13 protein-coding genes and 2 tRNA genes are annotated in these 14,975 nt (G+C 60.1%); 4 read left to right on the top strand and 11 right to left on the bottom strand.

From position 1 onward, the window contains the following. The first annotated feature begins 106 nt into the window (after positions 1–106). Positions 107–604 (top strand): hypothetical protein, encoded by a 498-nt coding sequence (locus J2S70_RS04390; RefSeq protein ID WP_307682524.1) that lies wholly within the window; start codon positions 107–109, stop codon positions 602–604. 232 nt (positions 605–836) lie between these two features. Here J2S70_RS04390 and J2S70_RS04385 read toward each other — a convergent pair. Both J2S70_RS04385 and J2S70_RS04380 read right to left on the bottom strand, forming a co-directional pair. Beyond that, positions 837–925: transfer RNA gene (locus tag J2S70_RS04385), tRNA-Ser, on the bottom strand. Between the two features lie 77 nt (positions 926–1,002). After that, entirely contained in the window at positions 1,003–1,185 is a 183-nt protein-coding gene (locus J2S70_RS04380) for a hypothetical protein (RefSeq protein WP_307682523.1), read from the bottom strand. A gap of 36 nt (positions 1,186–1,221) precedes the next feature. Between J2S70_RS04380 and J2S70_RS04375 the strand changes: the two genes are divergently transcribed. Beyond that, positions 1,222–1,344: a hypothetical protein gene (locus J2S70_RS04375; RefSeq protein WP_307682522.1), complete on the top strand. Its 123-nt coding sequence runs from the start codon at positions 1,222–1,224 to the stop codon at positions 1,342–1,344. 173 nt (positions 1,345–1,517) lie between these two features. Here J2S70_RS04375 and mgtE read toward each other — a convergent pair whose 3' ends face one another. From mgtE to serS, 7 genes are all read right to left on the bottom strand, one after another. Continuing rightward, a complete protein-coding gene (gene mgtE, locus J2S70_RS04370) occupies positions 1,518–2,876 on the bottom strand; it encodes a magnesium transporter (RefSeq protein WP_307682521.1) in 1,359 nt (452 codons plus the stop codon). 23 nt (positions 2,877–2,899) lie between these two features. Next, positions 2,900–2,990: transfer RNA gene (locus J2S70_RS04365), tRNA-Ser, on the bottom strand. A gap of 132 nt (positions 2,991–3,122) precedes the next feature. Next, positions 3,123–4,049: a carbohydrate ABC transporter permease gene (locus tag J2S70_RS04360; RefSeq protein WP_307682520.1), complete on the bottom strand. Its 927-nt coding sequence runs from the start codon at positions 4,047–4,049 to the stop codon at positions 3,123–3,125. Between the two features lie 2 nt (positions 4,050–4,051). Then, positions 4,052–5,395, bottom strand: a complete 1,344-nt coding sequence (locus J2S70_RS04355) for an ABC transporter permease (protein ID WP_307682519.1) — start codon at positions 5,393–5,395, stop codon at positions 4,052–4,054. A 98-nt stretch (positions 5,396–5,493) separates the two neighbouring features. Further along, a complete protein-coding gene (locus J2S70_RS04350; RefSeq protein ID WP_307682518.1) occupies positions 5,494–6,834 on the bottom strand; it encodes an ABC transporter substrate-binding protein in 1,341 nt (446 codons plus the stop codon). Between the two features lie 304 nt (positions 6,835–7,138). Beyond that, positions 7,139–8,077 (bottom strand): HAD family hydrolase, encoded by a 939-nt coding sequence (locus J2S70_RS04345; protein WP_307682517.1) that lies wholly within the window; start codon positions 8,075–8,077, stop codon positions 7,139–7,141. Continuing rightward, positions 8,078–9,340 carry a serine--tRNA ligase gene (gene serS / locus J2S70_RS04340; RefSeq protein WP_307682516.1) on the bottom strand — a complete coding sequence of 421 codons (1,263 nt, stop codon included), beginning with the start codon at positions 9,338–9,340 and terminating at the stop codon, positions 8,078–8,080. It lies immediately after the preceding gene. 260 nt (positions 9,341–9,600) lie between these two features. Here serS and J2S70_RS04335 point away from each other — a divergent pair, with 260 nt between their 5' ends. Beyond that, positions 9,601–10,863: a diacylglycerol/lipid kinase family protein gene (locus J2S70_RS04335; RefSeq protein ID WP_307682515.1), complete on the top strand. Its 1,263-nt coding sequence runs from the start codon at positions 9,601–9,603 to the stop codon at positions 10,861–10,863. Between the two features lie 59 nt (positions 10,864–10,922). Here J2S70_RS04335 and pheA read toward each other — a convergent pair whose 3' ends face one another. Continuing rightward, positions 10,923–11,858: a prephenate dehydratase gene (gene pheA / locus J2S70_RS04330; protein WP_307682514.1), complete on the bottom strand. Its 936-nt coding sequence runs from the start codon at positions 11,856–11,858 to the stop codon at positions 10,923–10,925. A 100-nt stretch (positions 11,859–11,958) separates the two neighbouring features. Between pheA and J2S70_RS04325 the strand changes: the two genes are divergently transcribed. Then, entirely contained in the window at positions 11,959–14,208 is a 2,250-nt protein-coding gene (locus J2S70_RS04325; RefSeq protein ID WP_307682513.1) for a hypothetical protein, read from the top strand. Here the strand turns inward: J2S70_RS04325 and J2S70_RS04320 are convergent. Further along, the gene (locus tag J2S70_RS04320; RefSeq protein ID WP_307682512.1) at positions 14,192–14,962 is read right to left on the bottom strand and encodes a glycosyltransferase family 2 protein; all 771 of its coding nucleotides are present in this window, start codon (positions 14,960–14,962) and stop codon (positions 14,192–14,194) included. The two genes, J2S70_RS04325 and J2S70_RS04320, sit on opposite strands and share 17 nt — an antisense overlap. Positions 14,963–14,975: the final 13 nt, after the last annotated feature.

Raw genomic sequence — 14,975 nt, 5'->3', positions numbered from 1 at the left:
GTCGAGGCGTTATGGAAATGTTATAAAGCGCGCTGCTCGTCGGTCGCGCGTCTCTTGACTACCCAACACTTACTCGATCACCGGCGGTAGAATCGAGGAAGGTTAAATGTCCGAATCTTGGATGACCCGAGGAGGAGTTGTGACCCGTCGCACCGATCACTCCTCGCCCGCCCGCGAATTTGTGCAAGATGTTCCCGTGAGCGCTGGCAGGCCGGCGTCGTGCTTGCAGCCAATCGACTGCATCGATCGCTACCCGCTCGAACTCCAATCCGATGCTCGCGCGCTCTTCGACCTGCTGAGTCAGGTCACCGGATGCGAGGCTGTCATGAGGGGGCCGTCCGTAATTGGATTCGGGCAGAAGAAGCCCGCCGCCCACCCAGAGTCCCCGGACGATGGTTTTGAAATCGGGTTCACCCGTCGCGGGTGCCACCTCGTGCTCGTTCTTCGCAGATACGCCGATTACTACGCTGAGATCCTTGCGCGGCTGGGAGATGTCACGACCGGCCGGAACGCGATTGCCTTACCCGCATTCGAGGGAATCGATGTGACGGTGCTGCGCGAACTCATCGAGCGCGCGTGGGCTGATCGCACTCGCGCTGACTGAACGGCGGCCATCCTACGCCGTTGGGTGCGCTGGGCCCGTGGGGCAGGGTGGCTATGGCTCGCTCTACCCTCGCCGTAATGATGGGCTTTCCTGTTTGATGGAGGGCTTAGATGCAGCATTAAGGCCCTCCGTGAAGCAGGAAAGCCCTTCGTGAGACGCCCGTGGGGGGGGGTGTAGCAGGGGCGGGGACGCGAAAAGCCCCTCCCGAAAGTTCTTCGGAAGGGGCCACACGCGGAGATAGAGGGATTTGAACCCTCGAGCCGCGTATATGCGACTACTCCCTTAGCAGGGGAGCGCTTTCGACCACTCAGCCATATCTCCAAGCCACCCCAGACTAGCCGATTCCGCGCCCTAGTTGCCAACTGGTCTGCGGCCACCACAATCACTAACGACGACGATCAGCTCACCTTGCCGGCTGCATCCGGCACTGCCATCGTTGCGCCCGCTCCGAGTGCACGCCCGCCTATCTCCGGATTGTGCCAGCGCGGGTGCTCGGCGGACGCATGTGCGCTCTGACCTGTGTCTAAGCGGGTACCCGCGTTAATGCGTACTCGGCGTTGCGTCGCTACCTGATTCACCATTGGCGGATTACCTATGTTTAAGCCAGTTTTTGATGAATGCTTAACGAAATTGAACAATCGACTTCTGAACGGAGAATGAAAATGACTGGCATTATTCGAATCATTGGACTCATCCTCATTATCGTCGTATTGGTCTGGCTCCTGTCGATGATCTTCTAGAACTTTTACACGAGGTGCGACGATGCCCTCCGTGATCTAGCCGAGCTCCTCCACCGGGAGCAATTCGACAATTAGGTACAACGTCAACAGCAATGAGCGCCCGGCACGTGCCGGGCGCTCATCACGTTCAGTCGCAGTGGCCGCCGCACCCGTGAGGCGTGGCAGGCGACGCCTCACAGACCCAATACGGCTCGCGCAATGAGGAAGTAGATAACCAGACCGGTCGCATCCACCAACGTGGTAATAAACGGATTGGCGAAAACGGCAGGATCCACACCAATCTTTGTTGCAACCAGTGGCATCCCGCCGCCAACCGCGGCGGCCAGCGTACAGATGCTCATGAGGGTCAGACCAATAACCAGCCCGATCGCCACGCCATAGAATATAGACGCGATGGCGAAGCCGAGGGTGCCCAGAAGTAACCCGAGAGTAAGCCCCACCCTGATTTCTCGAGCGATTACCTTAAAGACGTCGCGCGGCCGCACGTCGCCCACCGCCAACGCACGCGTCACCGTGGTTGCAGCCTGATTGCCGGTGTTGCCACCGGTGCCAATCAGGAGCGGAACGAAGAGGGAGAGCACGACCATCTGCTCGATCGTCGCCTCAAAAACCTCCAGCACTTGCACGGTGATCGTTGCGCCAATAGCCAGAACGAGCAACCACACCACGCGCGACTTGACGATCGACCTGACCGGCGTCGCCAAATACGGGCGGCGCAACGGCTCAGAACCAGAGATACGCGCCTGATCCTCAGCCTGGGCGTCCTCGAGGATCGACAGAGCGTCGTCAACGGTCAGAATCCCGACCAGCCTCGACTCGTCATCCACCACAGGCAGCACTAAGACCCTGAGATTTGAGCAGCGAATGGCAGCCTGCTCCGCGCTCTCGGTGGCGGGCACCGAATAGGGCTCGTCCATGATTTCGGCAATGGACGTGTCATGATCAGCCCGCATGGCCGCGCTCAGGTCGAGCACCCCCATGAGCTTTCGCTGCCGATTAACCACCGGGATGGTGTAGATCGTCTCGGCGTCGTCGATCCGCGAGCGAACCCGGATAAGGGTTTCGGCCACGGTTGCGTCCTGATATGCGCTCACAAATTCTGGGCTCATTCGCCGGCCGATGGAGTTCGCCGGGTAGCCAAGAACAATTGAGGTCAGCTCGAGTTCGGATTCGGGCAGATCCCGCAGTAGCCGGGTGGCGACGCCGGCGGGAAGCTCATCGAGAAGCGTTGCGCGATCGTCCGGATCCATCTCGGCGAAAACGCCGGTGACTTCCTCATCGTGCAACGCATGGACAAGATCCGCCTGAAGGCGCGGTTGCAGCATTTCAAAAACAGCTAATGCCCGATCCTTTGGAAGGAGTCGGTACACGACCGCCCGGTTTCTGAAATCGAGACGGTGCATGAGCTGCACGACGTCTTGCGAACGCAACGATTGCAACGCCTTAGCGGCAAGTGTTATCGAATCATGACTGAGCGCGTGCTCAATTTCTTGGGAAATGTCTTCAATTGTTAGAGAATCGGAATTCGTCACACGACCTCCTCTATTCGTTATGTTGGCGGAGGGTGGGGGATTCGAACCCCCGATACGGGATCACCGTATAACGGTTTTCAAGACCGCCTCATTCGGCCGCTCTGACAACCCTCCTGCACTTGCCCATACCCTCGCGGGCACAAGAAAGCCATCTGCTATTGTGACACGCCCGCAGATATGACGCAAAAAGCCTCCCACAAACGACGACGAGGCGAAGCACCAGCCCCGCCTCGTCGTCATTGATTGTTACTTCGTTGAACCCTGCAAGAGGGCGTTGACGAAGTACTTCTGACCGGCGAAGAACACGAGCAGCGGGATGATCATCGACAAAAACGCGCCAGCGGCGAGGATGTCAATATTCGAAGAGAACAGCCTGAGCTGCTCGGATAGCGCCACCGTGATCGGCTTGTCTTGCGGGCCTGCAAAGATCAGAGCCACAAGCATGTCGTTCCAGGACCACAGGAACTGGAAGATCGTCAGCGACGCTAGGGCCGGGGCGCCAAGCGGGAGCGCGATGCGCACGAAGATCCGCATCTCACCCGCGCCGTCCAGGCGTGCAGCCTCCATGAGCTCGGGCGAAATCTGCCGGAAGTAGTTGCGCATGAGGAATACCGCGAACGGCAATCCGAAGGCCGTATGGAACAGGATGACGGCCCACCGCGTGCCAAAGATGCCAACCGAGCCAAACAGCTGAGCGAGCGGAATGAAGGAGACCTGCAGCGGCACAGCCATGAGGCCAACAATGACGGTCAGAAGGGCAGTGCGGCCGGGGAACTCGATCCACGCGAGCGCGTAGCCGGCCATCGCGCCAATGAACACCACGAGGAACGTCGACGGCACGACGATCAGCACGGTATTCCACAGCGATTGCATCATCGAGTCATTATTGAGGATCGACTCGTAGTTCCCCCACGTCCACTGCTCGAAGTTGTCGAAGATCGTCCACCAGCCGGTTTGCGCGTTGTCTTGAGGGGAGCGCACCGACTGGAAAAACAGGCCAACGGTTGGCAGCAGCCACATTGCGGCCACGATCAGCAACACAACGTTCACCACAGAATTTGATAGAACGCGGTTGATTTTTTCGCTCAGCGTACGCCTTCGACCCGCTTGTGACACGTGCCCCGCCGTCGTCGCTAAATCCACCCGCGCTGCTTGCGTTTCTTTAGCCGCCATCGCTAGTTCCCCTTCCTGAAGTTGCGCACCTGCCACAGCATGAACGGCAACACCATGATGACCAGCAAGATCGCGAGCGCCGAGCCCATTCCGTAGTTGTAGTTTCCGAATTGCTTCCACATTTCGACGGCGACGACGGTGCCCGCCTCCTTTGATTGGCCCGGCGGTATGACGTAGACGAGGTCGAAGATTTTCAGCACGTTAATGGTCAGAGTCACGAGCACGACCGTGATGGTTGGACGTAGCTGCGGCACCGTGACGTGCCGGAAAACTTGCCATTCGCTAGCGCCATCGACGCGCGCCGCTTCCATGAGCGAACGATCGACGGCGGATAGGCCCGCCCCGATCATCACCATCGCGAAACCGGCCCAAATCCAGATGAAGGCCACAATCATGACCGGCGTGATGAGCGAGGGGCCGAGCCAGTCGATACCCGTGGGGGCTTCGGCGAAGTTCGCGGCACTGAGCTTCACAGTGAAGGATTCGCCGCCGATCTCTTCGAAGCCGAACGTGCCGTCGTCGTTGGTTTCAGTAGTAGCGACGACGCCGCCCGCCGGATCCACGATCGCGACTTCCATGCCGCCCAGGCCGGCTTCACCGTCATCGATCACACCGGACTCGCCACCGCCGCCGCGCGCGAAATCGAGCCACACCGTGCCAGTGATCGAGCCGTCAACCGAATCGGCGGGCATGGCCTGGGTTTGGTCTTCGGGGTCGGGAATCGCGTCTTGGCGGATGCCCACCAGCGGAACGGCCGCCACGTCGCCGGCGCTGAATGTCTGGTTCGATTCGATCGCATTGTCAGCGCCCTGCGTGAATGCTTCGGTGTCGCGGGGGCGGGCGCCCGGATACTGGGTCGAATCGCCGACCAGTTGTTGGACGGCCACAATCGCCGCATTAGCGAAACCGATATTCGGATTCTGCTGGAAAATCGAACGGAAAATAATACCGGCCGCGAGCATCGAAATCGCCATCGGCATGAAGATGATGAGGCGGAAGGCCGTCTTCCACCGAATCTTGTCCATCAAAACGGCCAAGATCAGGCCGAGCGTGGTAGTAATGAGCGGAGCGGCGAGCACCCAGATGAGGTTATTTTGAATGGCCTGCTTCGTCGACGACATCGAGAACATGCGCACGTAGTTGTCGAGGCCGACGAAGTTACCCGAATCGTCAAACAGGGATCGCACCACCGAATAGCCGGCGGGGTAGATGATCATGACGATCAGGATGAGAACGGCTGGACCGAGGAACCACCAGAGCATCGGATTGATTCTCTTCCGGCTGGGTTGTTCCTCAAAGTTTGTTTTCTCTTCGCGCGTTCGACTCGCGACGGTGTCTGTACTCATGAGTACTTCCTCAAGGTGCTCAGTGCTGAAATGTTGCGGTTGTGTTCACCGCAACGAAGTGGGCGGGGCTCCTAGCCCCGCCCACGTTCGGTTACTGATTAGTTGCCATAAGCGGACTGTGCTGCCGCTTCAAGCGCTTCCATGGTTCCCTGAATATCGTCCGGGTTTTCATAGAAGTTGATGAACTCCTGCCACATGCCCTGGCCCTCGGTTCCACCGAATTCGGACGGAACAAGGTCGGACATGTCGAAGCGGAAGACCTCGGCGTTGACGAGCTCCTCAGCAATCTGAAGCGACGTCTCATCCGGGTACAGGTTCATGTCAGCGTTCTGGTTCGGCGAGGTGAAGCCACCGAGCCCGATCCAGATGTTGGCTGCCTCCGGCGATGCCAGGTACTTCATGAGTGCCTGGGTTGCCTCGGAATCATCGAATGCAACCGCGACGTTTCCGGCGCCCATGACGGACGGCTCGGAGTCGTTAATCGACGGGAAGGCGTAGAACTTGGCGTCCTGACCAACAACCGACGAGGTCTGGTCGGCAATGTTGCCTGCCACGAAGTCGCCCTCGTAGACGGTTGCAGCCTCAGGGTTGTCACCGAAGACTGCAGTCACCGAGTCCGGGAAGGTGCGCTGCGCGCCACCGGGCTGTACCACGGCGTCGTTACCCCACACCTCGGCGAGCACGTTCAGTGCTTCTTCGACCGACGGATCCGTCCACGGGATCTCGTGGTTGGTCAGCTTATCGTACATTTCTGGGCCTGCGGTGCGAAGGTACACGTTTTCGAACCAGTCGGTTAGTGGCCAACCGACGTCGGCGCCGATTGACACGCCGTAGGTACCCGAATCGGCGAGGGTCTCAAGGGTGGTGACGTAATCTTCCCAAGTTTCAGGAGTATCAACACCGGCGGCTTCGTAGAGCTCAACGTTGTACCACATGGTCGATTTGTTCGCGGCCTTAAACCACACGCCGTACGTCTCGCCGTCCACCGAACCGAGATCGATCCAGGTCTGCGCGTAGTTCTCTTTAACCTCGGCCAGAACGTCATCGGCCAGCGGCACGATCGAGCCGTCAGCCACCAGCTGGTTCATCAGGCCCGGCTGTGGGATCAACGCAATGTTCGGAGGCGATCCTCCCTCGATCTGCGTACCCAGTGCGGTTGCAACGTTGTTGCCGAGCGAGGTGTAGGTAACTTCGGCGCCGGTGGCCTCAGAGAAACCGGCCAGAACCTTCTCGAAGTTTTCTTGTTCCGCACCGGACCAGTCCGATGCGACGTTGAGGGTCTCACCCGAAAGATCGGGCCAGTTACCCTTGGGTGCTTCTTGCGTGGCAGTTGTTTCTTCGCTAGCTCCGGTGTCCGGCTTCTCGGGATCATCAGAGCTACATGCGGCGAGCGAAGCGCTCGCGAGCAGTACTGCAGAGATAGCAGCAATTCGCTTCATTGCGTTCCTCCTCGTTAAGGGTCGCCCTGATCATAGTGAGGAAAATAGTTTAACGCCAAAGTAATGAGACAGTTACCAAAACGTTACTTATCAGACATTTAGCTACCACCTGCACGAATAGTTAAACGCTGAACTAATTGCAGTGTGCCGTGTTCGCTAGTAGAGAACGCATGCGCTAGCTGAGCAAACACGCATTCCTTCCGCCCGCATCGCTCCCGCGACACTAATATGGCTCTGGCGATACTTTTATTACGAAATCATGTCTCGCGAGAACGATCTAGATCTCGCGGGAAGCACCTAGAAGCTAGAGTAGTTCTTCCAGCACAACCGCCAGCCCGTCGTCGTCGACGTGCGGGGCCATCGTATCCGCAAACGATGCAACATACGGGCGTGCATTGCCCATCGCCACGCCGACGTCGGCCCAGGCGAGCATCTCGCAATCATTACCCGAATCGCCAACCGTGATCGACGCTCGCGTGCCAAGAATATCCGCAACCTCCTGCAAGCCCACCGCCTTATTGATCCCGGTGGGCGCCAAATCCATCCACGCCGACCAGCCAACCGCGTACTCCACGCCCTGCAGGCCAAGATCCTGAATCGCCTCGAGCATCTCGAGCGCGCTCATGTGCGGGGCGCGTATCGTAACGCGCGTGGTGTCGGGAACCACCAACTCATCAACGGGTACGAGCACCGTCTCCGTCAACATTTCCCCCTCGGGGAAGGGCCCCGAAATCCGGGTAGGCCCACTGAGCGATTCCACCGCGATAACCGCCTCCGGCAAACCCTTCGCAATCAGCTCGATCTCCTCGCGCGGATGGAAAGTGTGGGCACGAAGAAGGCGGACCGGCACGTTCGCCGAAGCCACCCCGCCATTAAATTCCGTGGTTTCCAGCCCATCATCACTCTCGCCAATCGATAAAATCATCGCACCATTCGACACGACGGCGATCCCGCTATCGATCCCCAGCGCCTCGAGCGCAATCTGCGTAGCCTGCACGCCGCGCCCGGTGGCAATCACGATATGCGTACCGCCAGCGATATGCGCCTGAACGGCCTCGCGCACCCGCGCGGACAGCGTGGTGTCGTGGTGCAAAATCGTGCCATCCACATCAAGGCCAACCAACAGATCCGGGCCCGCGCTGTAGGGCGCGAGCCAGCGGGTGTAATCCTCGACGGGAAGATTGGCGGGATCACCCTCGAACTCTGGTGATGGGTAGGTGTTCTGGGTGGTCTCGTCGGCCATTTATTTCACCGGTTCAATTAGCTCGCGGCCGCCCAAGTAGGGGCGCATCGCCTCGGGAATGTAGAGCGAGCCGTCGGCCTGCTGATGATTTTCCAGCATGGCTACCAACCAGCGCGTGGTTGCGAGCGTTCCATTAATGGTAGCGACGACGTTCGTGCCGGCCTCTGTGCGCTCGCGGATTTTTAGGCGACGAGCCTGGAAGGTGGTGCAATTGGAGGTGGACGTTAGTTCTATGAATCGGTTTTGGGTGGGCAGCCAGGCCTCGCAATCGAACTTGCGGGCGGCGGAGTCGCCTAGATCGCCGGCTGCGGTATCAATGACGCGGTAGGGTAGCTCAACCTTGGCCAGCATCTCTTCTTCCCATGCGAGGAAGCGTTCGTGTTCGGCCTCGGCCTCGTCGGCCGTGGTGAAGGAGAACATCTCGATCTTATTGAACTGGTGGACGCGAATGATTCCGCGGGTATCACGCCCGTGGGAGCCGGCCTCGCGGCGATAGCAGGTGGACCATCCGGCGTAGCGGAGCGGGCCGGCTGACAGGTCAATGATTTCGTCCGCGCGGTAACCGGCGAGCGAAACCTCGGAGGTGCCGGTGAGGTAGAGATCGTCGGCGGGTAGATAGTAGATCTCGTCCGCGTGTGCGCCGAGGAAGCCAGTGCCGCCCATCACCTCGGGTTTGACGAGGGTGGGGGTCATCATGGCGGTGAAGCCGTTGCGCTCGGCCTGATCCATCGCCATGTTGAGCAGGGCCAGTTCGAGGCGGGCGCCGATTCCCTTCATGTAGTAGAAACGCGCGCCGGAAACTTTTGCGCCGCGTTCCATGTCGATCGCGTCGAGGCCTTCGGCGATATCTAGGTGGTCCTTGGGTTCGAAGCTGAATTCGGGGATGTCGCCCACGTGCTTAAGAATCTCGAAATCATCCTCGCCACCTGCGGGAACGCCGTCGACGATCAGATTGGGAATAGCGAGCATCGCGGCCTCGAATGCCTCGTTCGCGGAATTGGCCTTTTGCTCGAGGTCTTTGACTTCCACGGCCATCGCCTTGGCCTGCTCAAGGATCGCGGGCCGCTCCTCCGGAGATGCCTTGCCGATCGAGCGGGAGAGTTCCTTTTGTTCCGCACGCTTATCCTCGAAGTTTTGCAGGGCAGCGCGGCGGGCTTCGTCTGCTGCGACGACGGCGTCGACGTCTGCCTCGCTGGCGCCGCGGGCGCGCTGGGAAGCTTTGATAAGGTCTGGATTTTCGCGGATTGTGCGGATATCAATCATGTTTATAAGGATAGGTCGGATGTGGGGTGGGGGCAATTGACGGTTAACTCTTTTAGGGCGGTTGGTTTGTTCGGAATCACCGGATTGTCGTGTGTTCTGAGAGCGGTTGGGCGGCTTGCTACTCGAGGAGGCGACCATTTGTTGTGAGAAAAAGCCGTTTTAAGGCTGAAACGTTCGAGGAAATCCTCTAACTCACACCAAATGGCTGGGGGGCGTACAAGAAGTGTGCAAGCCGCCAGCGCGACCATTACGATAGGTGCATGGATTGGGCTTTACTTGCGGCAATTTTAGGTATCGTTGTCGCGGTTTACGCGGCGGTCACGGTGGCGCGCCTCAATGCCCGCACCGAAAACCTCGCCCGGCAAATCGACGAAAATCGGGCCACTATCCAAGAACTGACCCAAAAGCTCGAAGATCAGCGGCAGAACCTGGCCGATCAACGCCAAAGCCTCGAACGCCACGACGAAGCGATCGACCGCCACGGCGCCGCACTTGCATCTGCCGGCTCCGAGCACCAAAAGCCAACCGGCCCTGCGGTAGTCGTCTACAACCCAACCAAAAACGCGGACTTCGATTACTTGAAAGGCACGCTGGCCCGCGCCGCCAAAGACGCCGATCTGCCCGAACCCATCTGGATGGAAACCACAGAAGACGATCCCGGCTTCGGCCAGACGCGCGAAGCCCTCGAGCTCGGCGCCTCAGTGGTTATCGCCGCAGGCGGGGACGGCACGGTGCGAAACGTTGGCGAAGTTCTCACCGGCACGGCCACCCCGCTCGGCATGCTTCCCGTCGGCACTGGCAACCTGCTCGCCCGCAACCTCGGTCTGCCGCTATCAAGTCCGCGCCGCATGGCCGTCATCGCACTGACCGGCCAGGATACAAAGATCGACGTCGGCTGGCTAGCGATCCCGGAGCAGGCACAGCTCACCCCCGCCGACATCCCCGACGACGCCGAAGATGTCACCCTTGCCACACCTGGCGAACACGCCTTCCTCGTTAACGCGGGAATCGGCTTTGACGCGGCGATCATGGCGTCGGCGGACGAAGAATCCGACCTGAAATCGAAAATCGGCTGGCTCGCCTACGTCAAAGCGGCACTCCCGCATCTGCTCGGCCCCAAGATGCGCGCAAAGGTCACCACCGGCAAATCCGCCCAACCTCTCAGCGTTGACGCCCGAACAATCATGGCCCTCAATTGCGGAGAGCTCCTCGGCGGATTCGTGCTTGACCAGCACGCCGACCCCGGTGACGGCTGGCTCGAGCTGGCCGTGCTCGACACTCGCCGCGGCCTGATCGGATGGGCCGACGTCGTGCGTCAAGTTGGGCTCAACGGGCTCGGCCTAGCGCCGGTCAAGATCCCAGGAATCGACAACTCCGGCGAAATTAACGTGCACCGAATCAACCAGGCACGTATTGAGACCAATACGGCTCAGCCGGTGCAGGTCGACGGCGATGTGCTCGGCTATGCGCGCGAAATTTCAACTCGCGTCGACGAGGCGGCGTTGCGGGTCCGCGTGGGGTAAGTCTGGGGTGAACCGGGGCTAAGACGCGAGGTAAATGCGCGATCTAAATTGATGCCCGCTTAACTCGAGCGCTCGATCAGGTTATCCACCCACGCGCGGGCAGAAATGAAATCATCGTCAGTTGTGCCCGGCCGCAGGCGGATTCGCCGGTGGTCGGCCGTCGGATAGGAACCGAGGAACGTCACCTTCGGGCACACCCGGTGCAAGCCGAGCAACACGGCCTGGATCCGCTCGTCCATCAGGTGCCCCTCGGCGTCGATCGAAAACGCGTACCGGCCAAGCGAGTCCCCAACAGGCCGCGATTCAATACGGGAAAGATTCACCCCGCGCGCGGAGAATTGCTCGAGCATGTTGAGCAGTGCGCCCGCCTCGTCGGTGGCAAGCTGCACCATCAACGTGGTCTTATCCGAGCCCGTCCGCTCCGGCAATGTGCCCGACTTCCCGACCATTACGAACCGCGTCACCGCATCCGGATTATCAGCCACCGAATCGCTCAGCGCCTCAAGGTTGTATTGTTCGGCCGCAAGCGCCGATACGAGAGTCGCCTGGTAGCCCGGATCACCATCGCCAGCCAGACCAGCCGCGCCGGCCGCCGTCGACGTCGCCGGCAAATGAACCGCATCCGGCAAATGTTCGCCCAGCCAGTTACGGCACTGCGTCCACGCCGCATGATGCGTAGAAATATGCGTAATATCGCCCATCTTCGTGCCCGGCCGTACGGCCAATGTGAACGCGATCTGCACGAGTACTTCCGCAAAAATCAACAGATCGGAATCCTTGGCAAGTGTGTCGAGTGTCGCGTTAATCCCGCCCTCAACCGAATTCTCGATCGGCACCACAGCAAAGTCCGCCTCCCCCGAGCGCACCATTGTGATCGCACGCGGGGAATCTATGGCCGGAATATGCTCCGACTCATCCTCGGTAGCGATCTGGTTCAGGGCCTGCTGCGTGAACGTGCCGCGTGGCCCGAGATATGCGAAACGGAGTTGGCTCATGCGCCCATTGTATAGAGACGACGCCGTTTCCAAGGTATCGGCCACATGTCGGCTTGCGTGCCACTTTGTTGCCAACCGCGCAGAACCTTAGGCTTACACCATGGAACGCTCACGAACGCCAAGCCGCATGTGGAAGTGCGCGATCTTTGGCGTGCTCGCAGCGATCCTTCTTTCCTTATTTCTGCCGATGCTACGCGACCACGATCCGCAGCCGATGCCTCGGGGAAACGGAAAGGTCGTCGTCGTTGGAATGGTTGGCGTGCCATGGGAAGCGGTAGATTCGCGTACGCCGAACTTGGCCTCGCTCGCACAAACCTCGGCGATCGCTAACACCTCGGTGCGCACCTTTTCTATGACGACGTGCGGTGTCGGCGGTTGGATGACGCTGAATACTGGCGTGCGCACGCACGGCATCTCCGATTCAAACCAGTCGTGCGTGGAATTTTCTTACGCGCTGAGTTCGAACCCCTTTGACGGCGTGGACCACCTGGATGTGTGGGAACAGATCCTGACCAATAACGCGGAAAATCGGTACAAGCCGCGGTTCGGTTTGCTGGCGGAAACGCTTGCCGGCTCCGGGCTGAGCGTTGCAGGTGTTGGCCCGGGCGCCGCGCTGGCCATTGCGAACCGGGCCGGGGAACCGCTCGGCGAAGTGGTGCAAGCTCCGATGAACGGGTCGGTGACGGATCGAGCGGTGGACGGGTATCGGCAGGTAGCTGACGCGGACCTCGTCGTCGTCGATTTGGGCTCCGCACATCGGGACTCAACGCCGGCAAGCCAGCTGGAAATGACGTTCATCCCGCCCGGCGAAGTCTCAGCACGCACGCGCGCCTCCACCGCCCGCATCGACGAGGAACTGGGGCGACTCCTTGACGCCCTGGAGCCTGGTACCACACTCATCGTGGCCTCACTCGGCGATTCCGACCGTGAAACGGCACGGCTTCAGATCTATCTGCAAACAGTGATCGGCGAGGGCGCCGGCTCGCTTGCCACCTCAGCCTCAACCCGCCAGCCGGGCCTGATCCAAAACGTTGACGTGCAGGCGGCGATCTTCGACGCGTTCGGGCTCGCCGTGCCGGCCGCCGCTGCGGGCACGCCTCCGGCAGTTCTGGAAAGCGACGCCGATCCGGGCGATTTGGCGGACCTCAACCAGCGGGCAATGTCAACGCGGGCAATGGTGGGGCTGTTCTACGTCCTGTTCGTCTTGGGTGCGATTATTATTTGTGCCGGCGTCACGGCAACGATTCGAGGTAGCCGATTCGGCGTGCATCACCTGTTCGCAATCCTTGTATCGGCGGCCTTGCCCGCGGCGTCCTTCCTCGTCAACCTGATTCCTTGGTGGCTGGCTGGCCGCTACAGTGCCGCCACGTTCACGACAGGAATGACGGCGATCGCCCTTGCAATCGCGGGGATAGCCTTGCGGCTGGCTCAAAACCACGGAGTTGAAACCGCGGAGCTCGCCAAGCGTGGCACGCCCGTGAGCGAAGATACCGTACCCAGCATTATACTCGCCCCCACCTTCATCGCCCTCGTCACCGCCGCCACGATCGGCTTGGACGCCGCACTCGGCTCGAACCTGCACTCGATTTCCGTGCTCGGCGACCAGCCACAATCTGGCGGCCGCTTCTATGGAATCTCCAATGCGCCGTTTGCGATCTGGGCCGTGAGCATGATTTTCCTGACCGCCGTCGTCACAAAGATTGCGAAAAATCACCGGGCAAAGGCCGCGGTGCCAGGCGTTGTGATCGGCATGGCATTCGTTGCGATATTTGTTGATGGCGCGCCGCATATGGGCGCGGATTTTGGTGGGCCGCCCGCTCTCGTGCTCGGCTTTGGCGTGTTCTTGGCTCTTGCTTTAGGCATGCGCTTGACGCCAGCGCGGATCGGCGCCCTTGCACTCGCAGCAGTGGTACTCACGATAGGTATTGCGTTCGCCGACTGGCTACGTGCCCCCGAATCCCGGAGCCATCTTGGCCAGTTTTTCCAATCCGTACTCGATGGGGATGCGGCAAATGTTGTGCTGCGAAAACTTGAACAGTTGGCCACCCAGGTTCCGTGGTTTGGATGGGTAGCCGGCATTCTACTTTTCGCATTCATTTGTTATCTGGCCATACGAGCGGGATTTCGCCCGCTTCGGGGTGTGCCTGACTTCCCCGAGCTGAGGTTCGGGACGATCGCGGTTTTTGTGACGCTTGTTAGCGCGATGTTTATCAACGATTCAGGCCTGGTCATCCCGCTGATCGGCGGGCTCTATTTTGTTGGGCTGTGGTCAGTAGCCGGCCTCGATGGTAAAGAGAACGACCGTTACGGCCGAAATATTTTCAACGAACCGTTCATGCAAATGCATTGAACGGCATGCCGGGCTCAACCTTGCCCGTTTTGCGCGCCTCGCGTGAGACACCTACGCGCCGAGCCCTGCGTGCCATAACCGCGCGAACGACGTCGCGATATTGACTTGCCCGATGCAACTGGCCGGCCAAATCGTTGCCTGATGGGCGATGGTAGAGCTTGCAGGCGATTTCCTGAACCGTGAAACCCTGGGTGAGCAGGTCGATCGTCATGCCCACTTCGACCCCCCAGCCGGGAGCTAGTGGGTGCGCCGCCGTCAGGGCTTCTCGTGTAAGGCAACGTTGGCCGGACAGGGGCTGTTGGGGATACCAGCCGGTGAGCCGCCGAATCCAGCGCCGCGCATAGCCAGTGACGACGCCGTGCCCGCCGGCGCCCGCCTGCGGTGGCAGATAAGCGACGGTCATGTCAACGGCGCCGGAAAGTACGGGCTGAATGAGCGGCGCGCATTCAACCGCGGATTCACCCAGATCGGCATCAAGAAACAGTACGGCTCGTGGGGGAGCGTCCTGTGGGTCGCGCATAGCGACGACGGATGAGCCGGTTTCGAGCGCGGAGGCCTTGCCCCGATTGACGGAATGGCGCACGACGGTGGCGCCCGCAGCGCGAGCGATGTCGCGTGTGTTGTCTTCCGAACCGTCATCAACGACGACGATCAGATCCACGTGCGGAATTGCGCGCGCCGCACGAATGGTGGCGCCGATGCGCTCAGATTCATCTTTGGCCGGGATGACCACTGCAACACGATTGCCTCGCACGGATAAAGTCTAT

The organism is Trueperella bonasi (assembly GCF_030811535.1).
GTDB classification, from domain to species: domain Bacteria; phylum Actinomycetota; class Actinomycetes; order Actinomycetales; family Actinomycetaceae; genus Trueperella; species Trueperella bonasi.
Note: the sequence above shows the minus strand (reverse complement) of the source record. Positions and strands in the feature narration are given on the sequence as shown.

Bases quoted from the DNA above. Each gene is read 5' to 3' on its own strand.
- J2S70_RS04390 (WP_307682524.1), top strand. From the start codon at position 107: ATGTCCGAATCTTGGATGACCCGAGGAGGAGTTGTGACCCGTCGCACC.
- J2S70_RS04380 (WP_307682523.1), bottom strand. From the start codon at position 1,185: ATGGTGAATCAGGTAGCGACGCAACGCCGAGTACGCATTAACGCGGGT.
- J2S70_RS04375 (WP_307682522.1), top strand. From the start codon at position 1,222: ATGCTTAACGAAATTGAACAATCGACTTCTGAACGGAGAATGAAAATG.
- J2S70_RS04360 (WP_307682520.1), bottom strand. From the start codon at position 4,049: ATGGCGGCTAAAGAAACGCAAGCAGCGCGGGTGGATTTAGCGACGACG.
- J2S70_RS04355 (WP_307682519.1), bottom strand. From the start codon at position 5,395: ATGAGTACAGACACCGTCGCGAGTCGAACGCGCGAAGAGAAAACAAAC.
- J2S70_RS04350 (WP_307682518.1), bottom strand. From the start codon at position 6,834: ATGAAGCGAATTGCTGCTATCTCTGCAGTACTGCTCGCGAGCGCTTCG.
- J2S70_RS04345 (WP_307682517.1), bottom strand. From the start codon at position 8,077: ATGGCCGACGAGACCACCCAGAACACCTACCCATCACCAGAGTTCGAG.
- serS (WP_307682516.1), bottom strand. From the start codon at position 9,340: ATGATTGATATCCGCACAATCCGCGAAAATCCAGACCTTATCAAAGCT.
- J2S70_RS04335 (WP_307682515.1), top strand. From the start codon at position 9,601: ATGGATTGGGCTTTACTTGCGGCAATTTTAGGTATCGTTGTCGCGGTT.
- pheA (WP_307682514.1), bottom strand. From the start codon at position 11,858: ATGAGCCAACTCCGTTTCGCATATCTCGGGCCACGCGGCACGTTCACG.
- J2S70_RS04325 (WP_307682513.1), top strand. From the start codon at position 11,959: ATGGAACGCTCACGAACGCCAAGCCGCATGTGGAAGTGCGCGATCTTT.